This is a genomic window from Methanosarcina thermophila TM-1, from assembly GCF_000969885.1.
GTDB classification, from domain to species: Archaea; Halobacteriota; Methanosarcinia; order Methanosarcinales; family Methanosarcinaceae; genus Methanosarcina; species Methanosarcina thermophila.
The window spans coordinates 839,104-854,684 of the sequence record NZ_CP009501.1; the positions used below are offsets into that span (position 1 = coordinate 839,104).

A 15,581-nucleotide genomic window follows, 5' to 3' on the forward strand; every position below is an offset into this window, starting at 1 on the left:
CATAATGTACTGACTTAAACTTATTTTCGATCCTTTCATAAGTTATTTTCACTCAAAGCTTTTCTCAAAAGACTTGCATTGCACCACTTGACCACGCCTCCATGCCGGTTTTTGATCAAACTTTTTCTAAAAAGTTTGTGGTCAAGCTATTTTTCAAAAAAGTTTGCGCTCAAGCTATTTTTTTGAAAAGGCTTGCGGGAATGATAAGTCAATTATTATATATAACGTCCAGGCTCTTAATAAGCAATGATTAAAATTAGTTTCAATCAGGGAACGCTTCTTATAGAGGGAAATGTGAGAGTTCCTAATTCAGTCTGGGATGAAAGAAGCGGAAGTTTCAGGGCTCTTGCCCTTTATTACAGAGATATAATAAATTATCTGAAAAATTCAAAAATTCCTTTTAAAGATGAAGTACTTGACCTTCTTCCCTGTCCTGATCTGGCAGCAGCATACGAAGCTTCGGGAAAGAAACTTAAGTTAAGGGATTACCAGGCTGAGGCTCTCGTGTCCTGGGGGGAAAACGATAGATGGGGAGTGATCGTCCTGCCGACAGGTAGTGGAAAAACTCTTGTTGGGATTCGAGCAATTGCAGGCTGCAATACTCCTACCCTTGTTGTTGCTCCAACGCTTGATCTGCTCGAACAGTGGAGAAGACAACTTGAAGAAGCTTTTTCTATGGAAATCGGAAAGCTTGGAGGCGGGGAGAAGAAAATTCTTCCAATAACGGTTTCCACATATGATTCTGCTTATATCTATGCCGAAACCCTTGGGAACAGGTTCGGTCTGCTTATTTTTGACGAGGTTCACCACCTGCCTGCACCTGGGTACAGAAGCATTGCCGAGTTTTCCGCAGCGCCCTACAGGCTTGGGCTGACTGCTACTTACGAACGTGAAGATGAGTTGCATTCAGAGTTGAACAGGCTTGTAGGGGGAAAAGTTTACGAAAAGCATGTTTCGGAACTTGCAGGCGGTCATCTCGCCCCTTACAGAATTAAGCGTGTAGCTGCTGTACTCACGGATGAGGAGAGGAAGAAATACGATGAATACCATTCCATCTATGTCGATTATCTCAGGAAGACCGGGATAGTAATCCGGGGACCAAGGGATTTTCAGAAGCTGGTTATGAAAAGCGGAAGAGACCCAAAAGCCAGGAGAGCCCTTCTTGCAAGAAACGCTGCAAGAGACCTTGCTTTTAATACCGATTCAAAAATTGAAAAGTTAAAAGAGATCTTGAAAGCACATACGGAAGACAGAATATTCATTTTTACGGAGCATAACCGGCTTGTTCACCGGATTTCCAGGGAATTTCTTATTCCTGCAATTACTTACAGAACATCTGCAAAAGAGAGAAATTCTATCCTCGAGAAATTCAGGAAAGGGGAGTACAGAGCTGTAGTCACCTCAAAGGTACTTGACGAGGGCATTGATGTTCCTGAGGCAAACATAGGAATTATAGCCAGCGGGACAGGGAGCAAATTAGCGTATATACAGCGCCTCGGAAGGATTCTCAGGAAAAAGGAAGGAAAAGAAGCCATACTTTATGAAATAATAACCGTAGAAACGACTGAGGCTGAAACTGCAAGGAGGAGAAAGGAAGCTATTTCAATCCGAAAAAAAGCTGAAAAATCAGGAAGGGAAAGCGGAATGAAAAAAGAAAAAAATCCTGGAGGCGGATCACCTGCTTACATCTGACCTGCTTGTAACCCGCATTTCCGGAGGGAAAATAAAGCCTGTATATGCAGCTTTTAATCCAGAAAACCTGGAACTTGCAAGGCTCCTGATAGAGACTTTTGAGCAGCATGTCGGAAAAACTTATGGCGATCTCCTTGCCGAACTTGAGGGCTATGAGGAGATGAATTATCGTTTTATAAGAGGGCTTTCCCAGCTGCTTGGAAGGCGGGCAGTGATCGAAACGGATGCAGCTATTGATCCATTTCTTGCAAGGGAAACGGTTTTTGAAGCCTGTAGAGGCATGGCACTTTCTCGTGCCGAGAGAGAAGAGGCTCTGCAAAAAGCCGCAAAAAAACTTTCAATTTCGACCGAGGAACTCGAAAAAGCACTATGGGCTGACCTTGAGGAAAATCAGGTCGTAAGAAGCTTTCTTCCCCTTTCACCCGCAGAACTTCTCCAACAGTACAATATTTCTCTGACACAGACCCTCCTTTTTCGTGCAATTGATCTTGACATCTGGACTAAAGGCGATTTTCAGAACTTGCTCTGGAGAATCCACCGCCTGGGGCTAATGTACTCCCTTGAAGATACTGAAGAGTCAAAAGGCGAAATTGATAAGGGAAAAGAAAGATCTGAAGGAGAGCCCGGTGGAAAAAAAGAGGGATTAAGAGCGGTTCACCTGCACCTTGACGGGCCAGCCTCTCTTTTTCGGGTCTCTGAACGCTATGGGAATTCCTTTGCAAAAATCTTTCCTGTCCTGCTAAAATCAAAAGGCTGGAAGCTCAGGGCTGGCATTCTTCACAAAGGTTTCCGGGGAAAGCGAATTCTGGAGTTTACTCTTGATGATTCGGAAGAAGCGTTCAAAGTTATGCCTGAGGCAGCTCCGACCCCTGGGGTTCTCCCTCCAGAAATTCAGATTAAAGAAGAAAAAGGAGAATACCAGGCTGGAACTGAAGAAATCGAAGCTGAAGAGGTAGCCTATGACAGCAAGCTTGAACAGATGTTCGGCAGCCTCAGTCTTGGAAGCTGGGAGATAATAAGGGAACCGACAATTCTTAAAGCCGGAAGACATGCTTTTGTCCCTGACTTTGCCCTGCAGCGGAATGGTATAAAGGTATATCTTGAAATTGTGGGGTTCTGGACACCGGAATACCTTGAAAACAAGGTTAAGAAACTCAGGCAAGTGAAAAAGCCTGTAATTCTCCTGATTGACAGGAAACTCAAGTGTTCTGAAAAAGATTTTCCCTCGCAGGAAGTTATTTTCTTTGATAAAAAAATCCCGGCAAACGAGGTCATGAAGATACTTCGAAGGTACGAGGAAAAAAAGCTTTCAGAAGACCGCTCGAAACTTGGGGAAATAGAACTTTCGCTTTCAGGTGAACTTATAAACCTTGAAGAAATTGCAGCCGAAAAAGGAGTACTGCCTGATGCCCTAAAAGGAGTGGTCGCAGACAGGCTTGCGTTAGGAAAATATCAGGATTACGTGCTCCTTGAAAATTACTTAATTCACAGGCAGCTATTGGAAAGAATTGATAAGGAGTTTGAAAAGCCAGGTGCAGTAGAGACATATGCCGACGCAGTAAAAGTTTTTGAGACTTTCGGGCTTGATCGCAGCCTTTACTATCCTGTGCTCGAGCAGCTCGGGTATAAGGTTATCTGGGCAGGGTTGAGTGAAGAGAGTGCGAAGGTGAAAAAAGCCGATGATTAAATAAACTGTAGAAGTTTAATTAGTTTTGAATCGGAAACAAATAGGTTTAACGGGTTAACTAAACTTTGTTTCACCTTCAAACTTCTCTAAACTTCGTTCTTCAGGTTAATTTTGATTCTTCAGGTTAATTCTTATTCTTCAGGCTAATTCTTATTCTTCAGACTAATTCTGATTTCAGCTCATTCAACATATTCCACGTTCTTTTTTACAGGCTTGAAAAGTTTCATGAACTCATGCACCTCTTGAGGAAAATCTGTGCTTATAGGAAGTCCCAGGGCTTTTGCATCAGCAGCTGAGAGAGGAGTGCTGTGGATCATTTCCCCGCTGACCAGTTTATCGACCACTTCATCGAGCCTGCTTTCACCAGAGGGACCTGGCTGGATTTTGCCTTCGAGAAGCTCTTTTGCGACGTCCCTGGTTAGCTTAAGGGCTTTTCTGGAGATGTCGCTCATAACAAGGGTAGCGTCGTCAGCTTTTTCTTTTTTTGTTTCTGCTGCATAGATCCAGGAAGCGGCGGGGAATGTCCCGCGCATGAAATCTCCTATCTGAGGATCTATAGGTCCGATAACGGCATCTTTATCCATCACGATTTCGTTTGCAGCAAGGGCTATAATTGTGCCTCCTGACATTGAATAGTGCGGGATAATAACCCTTGTGTTTTTAGGGTGCCGCCTTAGGGCACGAGCAATCTGGATGCTGGCATGGAGCTGCCCGCCAGGAGTGTGCAGGATGAGTTCAAGCGGGTAATCCTGGTATTGCCTTATCCAGCGCAGGATTTGCTCGGCATCTTCTTCATCTATGTACTGATAGACAGGCAGCCCGAAAACGGAAATTGCCTCTCGCCTGTGGATCATTGTGAGTATTTTGCAGCCGTGTTGTTTTTCCATAGCTCTCAGTTTTGACATGCGCCTCATGCGAATTTGCTTTAGCTGCGACTGTGGGTAGATTACTGCATAGAGAAACAGAAGTATAAACAGGAGAGTCATCAAATCCCAGAGACTAATTGTAGTATTCTCAAGCGTAGCCAGATTATTCCTCCATAAGCTCCCGAAGGCCACTAAAGTTACTGTAAATTGAAATTAGCCTCCGGGTTTAATTTCAATATAAATAGATGTGCAGGCTTTTAATTTTTAGTGCCCCGTCCTGAAGGAAGTAGCAGTATTAGATGGGGTTTAGCAGTATTAGATGGATTTTTGTCTGCAATTAGGAGAAGGAAAGATAGAAAAAATAAAGAAGAGTAGATAAGAAGGTAGAGAATAAAAACTTACAAAAACTTTACCTGGTTTTATTGAGAAATCAGCCTGAGTCCGACTATTCCTGAGAAGATCAGAAAAATACAGAAAACTCTGGCAAGCTCCAGGGACTCGTTAAAGAGCAGAGATCCTAAAACAGTGGTGCCAATAACTCCTATTCCGGTCCAGATTGCGTAGCTGGTTCCTATTGGCAAGGTTTTCAGGGACTGGGACAGGAAATAAAAGCTAAGAATCATGCAAACAACGGTAAAAATACTGGGATAAAGCCGTGTGAAACCGTCAGTATATTTCAGCCCGATTGCCCAGGCAGCCTCAAAAAGCCCCGCGATAAAAAGAAAAAACCATTCCATTTTTGTTTTACAACCTTTTATTTTACAATGCGTTTAAGTAACTTATAGGATCACCGTGAAGACGGCAATTAAAATGCGTTTAACGTTTTTTTCTTTTTATAACTTTGCCTGCAAGAAAGAACTCTGAAAACCTGTTAAGCATCTAAAAAATGCAATAATAAACAAGTAAAATCAGAGCTAGAAAACAGAAAAAAGTTTGAAATTAGAATTAAAAGTTAAAAAGCAGAACTGAATATCAAAATTGGAGATCAAACTAAAAACCTGAACCGAAAATCTAAATTAAAAACTGAAACTAGAAATCTAAATTAAAAACCGGAACTAAAGATCTGAACAAAAAATCGTAACTGAAAATAAGAACTAAAAATAGGAAGAAGAAAACAATAAGCCTTTAATCCATGCCGGATAATATTTCTTCAATATGGGAGCCCCGAAGTACCTGAAACGTTACTTCAAGGTGCAAAAAAATGAAATGCCTGCCCTCTTCAAGGTAACAGAAAGAGTTCCTGTCGAGTTTGACCCAGGCATGCAGCTTGAAGAACTCAGGAAAATTCATGAGAAGGAAATCGAAGAATACCGAAAACTCAGGGAAAATCTTGAAATCGAAGCCGCAGAAGCTCTTGCTTATAAGGATGCGGCTGAGAGGTTAACGTTTTTTACCGAAAGCTTCCTGGAAATGCCGAAAGCCAGCCCCTCCCTCCTCGACCTTAAAGTTGAAATCGTGGACAGGATGCTGGAGAAATGCCACTGCTGCGGATGGCGCTGTGAGGTTAACAGGAAAACAGGTGAAAAAGGTTTCTGCAGGCTGACAGATCTCTCAAATTATGCCTCCGAGTTCCTGCATATGGGAGAAGAGCCAGAACTTGTGCCCTCTCATACAATATTTTTTACGGGCTGTACCTTCGCCTGCGTATACTGCCAGAACTGGGATATTTCAACCTGCCCTGATTCCGGAACCCGCGTCGAACCCAGGAAACTTGCAAAGTTAATAGACCTGCGGAGAATGCATGGAGCAAGGAATGTAAATTTCGTAACTCCTACCCCGCACACACATACTGTACTGAAAACTATCCGTGAAGTCTCTGTAAACACGCCTGTAATCTGGAACTCAAATATGTACCATTCCCGGGAAATTGCAGAAATGCTCGAAGGGGTTGTGGATGTCTACCTGGGGGATTTCAAGTATGGAAACAATGAATGTGCCCGGAGATACTCAAAGATAAAAAATTATCTTGAAGTCGTACAGCCCAATTTCGAATTTGCCTACAAGACCGCAGAAGTCCTCCTTCGCCACCTGGTTCTCCCCGGTCACCTGGAGTGCTGTACAAAGCCCATTGCAGAATGGGTTGAAAAGAATATCCCGCAAATCAGGTTCAACCTTATGTTTCAATACAGGCCGTGTTACCGGGCTATGGAGTATCCGGATCTAGGACGCCACCTGACCCCGGAAGAAGAAGCCAGGGCAATCGATATTGTAAGAGAAGCAGGAATTGAGGATTTGCTTATTTAACATCGAATGCAAGCTGATTGAATTAATAGCGTTGTAAATAGATTAGATCGCTGTAGAAGAAAAGAAGTAAATTTATTTCGATATTAACTCTTTCGATATAATACTCCACAATGTATAAAATTAGCTATATATAACTAGACACACAAATAGCTGTCTATGGGGAGGGGCAGTGGAACATTTAAATTCGTATTGATAGTTCTTACTTTTTGCCTGCTGATCCAGGGGTGTTATGGGCAAAGCGATGGAAGTACAACAGATTCAGACAATTCGCAAAATACACAGGAACCAATTATAATAGAGAGATATGAGTGGATTCTTTTATTACCGATTATTTATGGGAATCTTCTCTTTTTAAGCTGGGTATCGAGGTTTTTTGACAAAATGAACCTTTGTTTTGTTATTTTTATACTTATAGCACTTCTAGTGTTGATTGTTCTCATTATTTTCTGTCCCCAAGTTGTCTTTCTAGGAACAAATAATTCCTCCGCTATTTTGTCCTGTTCTGAGACGTTCCTGCCGGGAGCAAATAATTCCTCTGCTATTTTGTCCTGTATTGAGAGATTCCCATCAGGAGCAGATAGTTCCTGTATCTTTTTTTACTTCTACTTGCTGATTTTTATCATAGTTTCTTTAATTATTATTGCTGTGTTATATAGTGCCTTCTTTAAAAGAGATAAAGAAGGATACAGCCTGATATTAGACAAAGATAAAGTGAAAATATTAGAAGACTACGCGATAGTAAATATAGAAGGCTTAGAAATTGACGAAAAGAAAGTGAAAAACGATGAATGGAAAAAAGGTGATGATGAAGAAAATACATATAAAGATAGAGTAAAAGTCCACAAAGATAAAGTCAGAATAAATAAAAGTCGCATATTGATAGACGAGAATGAGTTAATAGTCAACCTTCACGATATAGTAAGGAATTTTCTTATAATTTTTATGGGGCTCATGTGGCCTACAATACTTCTTTACTTCCACATCAGGCGGATAGACTATGTTACATTTTATGGGATAGAGAGTCTGGCGTTTCCAGTTTACATAATAGTTGCATCCTCTATTGGCGTACTCTCATACCTTTATTTAAGTATTGAAGATACTTTTTGCCAGCTCATTCCGGAATACAAAAAAATAAGCATTGCCTGGTCATATCTTAGAAGAATTGCTATTGCACCTTTTATAGCACTAATAGGTTTTTATATCCTTAAATACATGCGAAACACGGAAGAAATAACTACCTTAGATGCTTATTCTGTATTCATATTTTCTTTTTTTGCAGGAGTGTTTACTAAAACTATAGAAGAATGGGTTTATGAGTGGGTTCAAAAACTTCTTCCAGGGGATAAGAAGAGTGAGTTTGAAGCCAGGACAGAGTACCAGATCAAAGAATCTGAACTTGTCAAAAAGTTGAGATTAGATGAAGATCTAGCGTATGCACTATACAATGTAAAAGTAAGATCCATAGAAGAACTTGCAGCCTCTGATGCTAAGAACCTGAAAAATAGATTGAATTATGATACCCGAAATCTGGGAGAACATATGGGACTCATACTTACGGAGCAACAAGAGAGATTTGACAGCTATTCTGAAAAGCAGATTAGAATGTATATTGACAGAGCTCAGACCTACATGAGTATTAATAAATCAGAATTTGTCACAAAACTTAATATGGATATGGATCTGGCATTCAAACTTTACTATTTTGCCAGCGTAAAAACTCTTGAAGACCTGAAAAACTGTAAACCAGCTGAAGTAATTGAGAAAATCTGCATCTCCAAAAAAGAAGCAGAAGAAATAGCAAAGAGCAAATCTATTAGCCGTAAAGAAGTTTACAAAGATTTATGTGGATATTCAGAATTAGAAGAAGATATTGAAAAATTCAAGAAAAAAGCAGACTGCATTTGCTATTTTGCCCGCATAAAAACTCTTGAAGATCTGAAAAAACGTGATCCAGCTGAAACGTTTGAGAAAATCTACACCTGTAAAGAAGAAGCTGAAGAACTGGCAAATAGAATGAATATTGATGTCAAAGAACTTTACAAAGCTTCGTGTGAATGTCCAGAAAACACAGCAGTAAACAAGATTGGGCTCCAAAATAAGGGAGAAAATCACTCAGATACAGAAAAATAAAATAAGAAGAATAAGGAAAATAAAATAAAAAGAATAAGAAAAAACTAAGGTTCAGAGCAGGTTTAGTAACCTCTAGTGAACCTTATATAACTAGTAATGTGCTGCCGTTTAAGTCCTGAACATTATTGCATGATATTTATATTCATAATACATTGACTGCACATAGCGCATCTCAAAACCATGCTTATTTGCGATTTCCTGAAGTTTATAAGGGTTATGGGAAAAACCGTAAATGTTTCTTGGGCGATTTTTTAAAGTTGCAGATATTGAATACCAGAGGTCGCACCATATCCTGTATAGAGCTTTCAAGACTCCTGCTTTCGGTGCAAATAACCCTAATTTCCATAATGGATATAATCGGGGATCCAGTACGTCAAAAAAGACTATTTTACCATCGGGATTGAGATATTTTGACGCATTGGCAATAAAGGCATCAATCTCTTGAAATGTTAAGTACTGGATTACTCCGGCTGCAGTTATCCGATCAAAGGGGAATTGCAGATGATCCCAGAGAGTTTCATGGTTTGCAAGGATCAGGTCGATGTTATTGCATCCCTTTTCCTTGATCCTTTTATCTGCTTCTCTGAGCATGGATGGAGAAAAATCAACTCCTACAAGTTTTTCATACTTAGGAGCATAATATGTTAGGAGTTCTGCGGAGCCACATCCAAAGTCGAGAAGGGTTTTGCCTCCATCAAGGTGAAATAATTTTTCCCTGGCTTCCAGGGCAAGAAACTCTTCAGTTGAATACCTGTGCCCTCCGTGTGTCTTATCCTTGAAAAAGTCTTCCCAGATATTTATCGGCTTTACATGAACTTTTTTCATCCTCTCCGTGCTTTCTACTTCCATACCCCTTCTTCCTGTATTTTTTTCTTAAAATTAAATTTTAGGAATATCATTAGTCAATTATATTAGTTGTAATAAAATGACCAGCAAGCTCCGAATTGTTTAATTCAAACCGTAAAATAGTGTGTTCTGCTTTTTCGGGAAGATCTGAGAGCCTTTCTGCTTAAGACCAGTACACTATTTTCTTTACCCACCCTAAATACTTCTAATTAATAATATAATATATATTTAATCTTTGGAAAAATAATGTCACTGTAAAATTCTTAAATCAAAAATAAACCCCTGAGTCTTCAGCCGAGAGGATAAGAGTTTATTTCCTCACATTCTCCGATTAAAGATTCGCCAGTTAAAGACTGAATTTCTTATCTTTATCTAATGTTCTTAAAAAAAGCAGCAAAAACGCTAAAATAGACTAAGTTTGCAGAAAAAGGCTTAAGGTAAGAAACTGACGGAAATATATAAAGCCCCCGCAACAGTTCCCCCGGTTCACCTAAACTCAGAACGGAGTTAGAGGTGAGGCATCGGTGCTATTATAATATTCCAGTTAGAATTTTTGCTTGTTTTTTAATTTCTGGTAGCAAATGAAGGCTGGAAAAATTATTCCAGCATCCATTTCCACACAGGTTTGACCAGAATTATTTTCTTTCCGCTCTTGCTTTCAACTTTTACGATTTCCTCATCATCCATTGTAAGAATAAGCCCTTCCTCAAGGCCGTATTCTTCAAGCGCCTCTGTAAGTCCCTGAATTTCTCTTTCCCTGACTGCTGGGCTTCCGAAACAAACCGAAATCTGAATCGCATCTGAGACTTCCTGGCTGTCCTTTTCCTTAATAATGAAATCACATTCTTTCCTGTTCTGGAAATAAAATACCTGTTTTTCCCTTCTCAGCAGTTCAAGGAATACAAGGTTTTCAAATCTCAGCCCGAGGCTGTCAGGATAATCGGGATATACTGCTTTGAAAAAGCCTGTATCTCCTATGTAAACTTTACAGGGAGTTTCTTCAATACCGACATCTTCCTGAATAACATTAATTTTTGGGACCCTGTACACTAAAAAAATATCTTCCAGATAATCAAGATAGCTGTTTATGATCTCCTCATTCTCAATTTCACTCACTTTTTTTAAGGTATCGAGGGAGTATTCCGAAGCCATGTTTGAGATCAGGAATATGGCGAGCTCTCTTAGCTTCTGGATATCATATCCAGCTACAGCCCCCTGTTGCAGACCTTCTTCAAAGTAGTTCCGGCAAAAACTTATGTCACCATTTTTTACTACATCCGGAAAACCACCATTTTCAAAGTATTGCAGGAACATGCACAATAGTTCATCGCATCTGGAGGGCGTTAAAAAGCCTGGCTCCGGTATTCCTTTACCTTTAATCCGCAGGAATTCTTTAAAAGAGAATGGGAAAAGCCTTAGAACTTTTCCTCTTCCTTCAAACCTTGAGGAGAATTCATTTATTGATTTTAGTTTAGATGAAGTCAGGAAGACTCCTGCTCCCTGTGTGTGCAGCCTGTCAACCCAGTTTTCCCATTCAGGGAGATTATGGATCTCATCAAGGAAGTAGAAAACCCGGGCTGTGCTATCTTCAGTTTCCCTTTTACAAAGCTCTGCTGCAGTTTTCTCAATAGCCTGCAAGCCCTCTGGTCCGATCTGCTGCATCCGACTGTCTTCAAAGTCGATATAGAGTTTTGCTCCATCCACAGAGCCTGCAACCTGACTCAGGAAAGAAGTTTTACCTGCGTGAGAAGGACCTGAGATGAGCTTGATTTCACTGCTTTCCACAGTACAGCGGGGGGAAATGCCACGGGGAACTAATTCTGGTGAATTTTGAAAGAATGTCTGGTGACTGAGTATCAGGGGAAGAAGTTCTAGTTCTTGCATGTTACCAGAATAGTTTTTGAAATGGAAATATATAATTTTTCTGGCATGAATAAATGTCTTCGCCCAATAATAACCCCTGGCATATAAGCTGGGAAAATTGACAAAAGCCGGAAGTGTCTTGCAGCCCCGTGAACCGAGAATTTCCATTTATGGAGAGGGCTTGCTATAAACACTTGTCTGAGTCTGGTGTTAATACAATGGGGCTAAAATAAATTAATAGAAACATATAAATAAAGGAGTCAATATGTTCCCTTTATAAAGTAAAAGTCGAATCAACAGGCAGAAGTCAGCCGACAGGTAAGGGTCAGGTCATTTCCTTGAGACTCTGTTAAAACTTTATTCCTTTTTCGATTCATAAATCGTTTTTGTTTTCCCACAGCGTGTACATACAAAATACTTTTCTTTTACATTCGAGGCGTAAATATTCAAGCCGCCGCTTCTCTTCCATTTATGCAGCCCTATAAAGCATAGGATGTTTTTCCTTTGAGATTTTCCGGAAATCTGGTACGGAGCTCTATACCCCAAGAATTCCACTCCTGCCTGCTCTTCTGGAGTTAAAGGTAATTGGTTTTGAATAAGATGACATATCTCATCGGGTTTTATATCATAATTGTTCTGTTACTTTTATAATCTTATTGTGAGTTTTAAAAATGAGATCTTTATAGGGCTGGATTTTTATAGAGTGTTTTTTCTATTTAACAGGTTTAAAAAGAAAGAACTTTTAAAAATATTAATATTTATATAAAGAATTATATTTTTTAAAATAAAGGATTAATTTTATTAGAAAAACTGTTCTGAAGAACATGGAATAATTAACCATATGAAAAAAATAGAGTCATAATAATTAACCACATGAAAAAAATAGAGTCATCAATTCAAGCACGATATTAACTTGATCTCTGTCATGTGCTTGAATTGATGACTGTCGATATTCTTTCACATATAATGCTTCCTGCGTTCGGCGATGGCGGCTGTCTTTCAGACTTGTCAGGTATTCTTAGCAGCAGCTCTTTCGGAATTTGAAGCGGCGGAATTTGAACTTATTACAGAAGTCAAATCCGCGTCCACAGCCCCAGCCGCCGCCAAAGCTGCCACAGCTGAACCATTTAAAGCGGTCAAAGTCTTTGAATCTACCAAAACATCCTCCACACATTAGATTTTCCTCCTTGATTTTATTTTATATTTGTAATACCTCTTTTGTACCTGGTTTTGAATATCTGAGAAGGTGAAATTTTTTGCATAGGCATGTACGATCTCCGAATCAAGCTTTCTATCAACCCTCTCAGACCACCTATAAAACTCACAGGCAATTATTCCAAAAATCCAGCAAGGGATTTTCATTTAAACAAAAACTTGTTTAAATAAAACTGCCCGTAAGTTCAAATAAACATATAATTTGAAATTATATAATATTACTAGAATAATTTCTCCTTATTTAATAATAGACTTAGAAAATCTGGGCAAACCATTGGCTAAAAAAATAGGTTTAATCTTACATTTAATTTATAAAGTTGATTTCTTATTTTTCCTTGATATAGCCGGAATTTTTTACCTACAACTCAATATTTATGCGAAAATAAAGTTTCTTTGGCATAAAAAATCCATATTATCGGGATAAACACAATTATAAGTTCAAAAAGCTCTGGATTTTATTGAAAAATAATGAATTACTCTTTCTATTTGCATAACACATAACTATGATTCCTTTTTTTATAAGATAAAGACTTTGTATAGCCCATATACTGACATCGAAAGCCGCAGGGTCTTTATTTTCATGATACTTAGACTAAAAATTTTCAAATATTTTAGAAAACGAGTAAGCGTTAGAAAGGATTTACTTGGTTTCCAGATAAAAAGATATGATCTAAAATTACAATTGAATTTTGAGAGAAATAAAAATATATAACCATAATTGAGAGAATTTTCCTGAAACTTATCCATTATTCACTAAAAATGGTTACATATTCTATTTCTCCGATTTCTTTGGCTGAATAATTTTTACTGATGTCTGTTTTTAATCTCATTATACTTAGAATACCCTAGACTTCTGCTATCTGGCTGTAAGATGTTAACAAACATCTAATCAGAAGTCTCAGTTTTTATAGCTCAATCAGCCCCAGTACTTAAAAGAAGTTAAAAGAAAAAGATGAGATAGAGGCTTATCCATTGACCTCTTAATAGATGCCGGTCAACTTTAGAAAAGACCCTCTAATCTGTTCTAAGACCTACGTAATCAAGGTTTTCCAGCTTCTATAGTTCGGAGAAGGACTAGTACGAATAAGCCTCATCGATTTTCCATTATATAGGCTGCTTTTAAATATAGATAGTTTATTTTGATTCTTCACTGTTTAGGCGGGCAATATCTATCTAAACAGCTCAGTCTATGGTGGAAGTCAGCAACAGTGATTGAAATCACATCAGGAGTTTAGTATACAATTTAATATTCAGGCAAAAATAAAACTTCTTTGGCATAAATATGCAATGTTCTATATCTATAACTAAACTAAGCACTAAAAACACATATATTTACAGAAAAAATAGTATTGCTAACGTTATCAACTACTCTATTTTTAAACTTCAATACTTTAATGTATTTATTTAAAAGTTGAGAAAACCTGGTTACTCTTATAAATAACAAATTTCGACCTAACCTATGAGTAAATTAGAGAATCTTTCAATGCACTGGGCTCAAAGCAGCCTGAATGGAAATCCTTCGTCCTCAAACACATGAAGATTGATAGCTACTAACTCATAGGTAAAAAATATATAACCATCAATTCAGGAAAGGAAGATTAATCAGAAGCAATCTTCCCGCTTTGAGATGATGGCTACTATTGTTTCATCTATGTTCAAGTTTTCCAGGGTTCAGTGCTATTCTTAGCACCAACCGCCCCAGCCACAGCGTCCCCAGCGACGCCAACCCCAGTTACGGCAGCCCCAGCCGCCCCAACCACAATTTCCGAACCACATTATATTTACCTCCACTATTTTGCGATTCTATTTATTATTTCATACTTTGCAGGTACTGTAGAGATGGACTGTAGGCTAAAGAATTGCACATTCTAACCAAAAACCTTCAGCACTCCACTCATACTTTCACGGCAACTTTTAGAAATTACGCGACTTTTAGAAATCATTGGAGTTACTTGCTTCCATTGGAGAGGAGCAATTTTGTCATGAAAGTACGATTAAACATAGAATTACAAATTATATAAAAGAAATAGAATAACTGTTTCTTAATATTAATAGTCTTGAGAAAACTGGATAAACCTTCTTTCGATAAAACAAACTCACTTTTTCAGTTATTCCACAATATCTAATTCTATTAAAACTCTCAATAAATCAGGAATAATGATCTGTAAGTAGTCTGCGGTTTACTATTCAAGCAAAAAAAGCAATTTCAAGAATAACTGGGGATATATTCCCTGACTAATTTCAATTTGAAGCCTTAAGAGATTTGCATCTGGTTGGAAAGATTGCAGGACTCTTTTTATTTTTAAACTTTATAACTTCAGTTTTTCCTGCTCTAAGTAAAATATGCGTATAAATGGCAGCTATTCAATAGAATAAGTTTTTTGATTTAATCTATAGATAAAAATAGACGAAATCGTAAGTTTATAATAAACTATTATCTTTAACTGGGTTACTCTGTTTTTAATATTTTACGGTTTCTATTAATTTTTTTGCCCACTTCAACTTCTTTTTTTTATGATGTTTATTCCCGGATCTTCAAAATCAAGTTCAGCAAGTTTGACATTCCCAGCCTTGGACTCCTTTGCAATAAAAAAGGGGCTGTGAGTGCTGAGAATCCAATCCTTTACTGTGATTGCTCAGATCAATAATTTTCCAGATCAGCGGCTTTCCAGATCAAATCCTGTGCATGAAACGGAAAACATCTTCATGCTGTACCTTGACCTCGACTCCAAGGCTCTTTCCCTCGGCATCCATAGCTTCCTGGAAAGCTGCAAGGTCAAAGTTCTCCTGTGGGGCTTCTGCAAACATAATCATGGTAAAGATGCCCTGCAAAATAGTCTGAGTGATATCAACAATGTTTACATTGAAATTTGCCATCACAGTAGTGATCCTGGCAACAATTCCTACTCTATCGCTGCCTATAACCGTAATAATGAAACGACTTGATGCCATTTTATATTCTCCTGCTGCTCGGATCTTTTTCCTGCAGACCGATGCTTAAACGTTTAAATTGATAGAGAAAGGTGAGATTTTGCTCA

The 15,581-nt window shown here is 38.6% G+C and carries 11 protein-coding genes; 4 read left to right on the forward strand and 7 right to left on the reverse strand.

Going from position 1 to position 15,581, the window contains the following annotated elements:
* Positions 1-246: 246 nt before the first annotated feature.
* Both MSTHT_RS03560 and MSTHT_RS03565 read left to right on the forward strand, forming a co-directional pair.
* Positions 247-1,692 carry a DEAD/DEAH box helicase gene (locus tag MSTHT_RS03560; protein WP_048166592.1) on the forward strand — a complete coding sequence of 482 codons (1,446 nt, stop codon included), beginning with the start codon at positions 247-249 and terminating at the stop codon, positions 1,690-1,692.
* Positions 1,679-3,379: a DUF790 family protein gene (locus tag MSTHT_RS03565; protein WP_048166593.1), complete on the forward strand. Its 1,701-nt coding sequence runs from the start codon at positions 1,679-1,681 to the stop codon at positions 3,377-3,379. The genes MSTHT_RS03560 and MSTHT_RS03565 overlap by 14 nt, the downstream gene beginning before the upstream one ends.
* Positions 3,380-3,558: 179 nt before the next feature.
* On the opposite strand, the gene MSTHT_RS03570 is transcribed toward MSTHT_RS03565, so the two are convergent.
* Together MSTHT_RS03570 and sugE are read right to left on the reverse strand one after the other, a co-directional pair.
* Positions 3,559-4,437: an SDH family Clp fold serine proteinase gene (locus tag MSTHT_RS03570; protein WP_231588177.1), complete on the reverse strand. Its 879-nt coding sequence runs from the start codon at positions 4,435-4,437 to the stop codon at positions 3,559-3,561.
* 227 nt (positions 4,438-4,664) lie between these two features.
* Positions 4,665-4,982 (reverse strand): quaternary ammonium compound efflux SMR transporter SugE, encoded by a 318-nt coding sequence (sugE, locus tag MSTHT_RS03575; protein ID WP_048166594.1) that lies wholly within the window; start codon positions 4,980-4,982, stop codon positions 4,665-4,667.
* Between the two features lie 418 nt (positions 4,983-5,400).
* Between sugE and MSTHT_RS03580 the strand changes: the two genes are divergently transcribed.
* Both MSTHT_RS03580 and MSTHT_RS03585 read left to right on the forward strand, forming a co-directional pair.
* Entirely contained in the window at positions 5,401-6,489 is a 1,089-nt protein-coding gene (locus MSTHT_RS03580) for a radical SAM protein (protein WP_048166595.1), read from the forward strand.
* Between the two features lie 156 nt (positions 6,490-6,645).
* On the forward strand, positions 6,646-8,619 hold the full coding sequence (locus MSTHT_RS03585) for a hypothetical protein (protein ID WP_148704293.1): 1,974 nt from the start codon (positions 6,646-6,648) through the stop codon (positions 8,617-8,619).
* A 108-nt stretch (positions 8,620-8,727) separates the two neighbouring features.
* Here MSTHT_RS03585 and MSTHT_RS03590 read toward each other — a convergent pair whose 3' ends face one another.
* The 5 genes from MSTHT_RS03590 to MSTHT_RS03615 form a co-directional block, all read right to left on the reverse strand.
* A complete protein-coding gene (locus MSTHT_RS03590) occupies positions 8,728-9,468 on the reverse strand; it encodes a class I SAM-dependent methyltransferase (protein ID WP_082086746.1) in 741 nt (246 codons plus the stop codon).
* Between the two features lie 594 nt (positions 9,469-10,062).
* A complete protein-coding gene (locus MSTHT_RS03595; protein WP_048168361.1) occupies positions 10,063-11,349 on the reverse strand; it encodes an ATP-binding protein in 1,287 nt (428 codons plus the stop codon).
* A gap of 336 nt (positions 11,350-11,685) precedes the next feature.
* Positions 11,686-11,874: a hypothetical protein gene (locus tag MSTHT_RS03600; protein ID WP_374756229.1), complete on the reverse strand. Its 189-nt coding sequence runs from the start codon at positions 11,872-11,874 to the stop codon at positions 11,686-11,688.
* A 462-nt stretch (positions 11,875-12,336) separates the two neighbouring features.
* On the reverse strand, positions 12,337-12,486 hold the full coding sequence (locus tag MSTHT_RS14340) for a hypothetical protein (RefSeq protein ID WP_156149704.1): 150 nt from the start codon (positions 12,484-12,486) through the stop codon (positions 12,337-12,339).
* Between the two features lie 2,730 nt (positions 12,487-15,216).
* Positions 15,217-15,495, reverse strand: a complete 279-nt coding sequence (locus MSTHT_RS03615) for an ACT domain-containing protein (RefSeq protein ID WP_048166600.1) — start codon at positions 15,493-15,495, stop codon at positions 15,217-15,219.
* Positions 15,496-15,581: the final 86 nt, after the last annotated feature.

Excerpts from the sequence above, each read along its gene's own strand:
- sugE (WP_048166594.1), bottom strand. The coding sequence starts at position 4,982 with ATGGAATGGTTTTTTCTTTTTATCGCGGGGCTTTTTGAGGCTGCCTGG.
- MSTHT_RS03580 (WP_048166595.1), top strand. The coding sequence starts at position 5,401 with ATGGGAGCCCCGAAGTACCTGAAACGTTACTTCAAGGTGCAAAAAAAT.
- MSTHT_RS03615 (WP_048166600.1), bottom strand. The coding sequence starts at position 15,495 with ATGGCATCAAGTCGTTTCATTATTACGGTTATAGGCAGCGATAGAGTA.
- MSTHT_RS03590 (WP_082086746.1), bottom strand. The coding sequence starts at position 9,468 with ATGGAAGTAGAAAGCACGGAGAGGATGAAAAAAGTTCATGTAAAGCCG.
- MSTHT_RS03585 (WP_148704293.1), top strand. The coding sequence starts at position 6,646 with ATGGGGAGGGGCAGTGGAACATTTAAATTCGTATTGATAGTTCTTACT.
- MSTHT_RS03560 (WP_048166592.1), top strand. The coding sequence starts at position 247 with ATGATTAAAATTAGTTTCAATCAGGGAACGCTTCTTATAGAGGGAAAT.
- MSTHT_RS03595 (WP_048168361.1), bottom strand. The coding sequence starts at position 11,349 with ATGCAAGAACTAGAACTTCTTCCCCTGATACTCAGTCACCAGACATTC.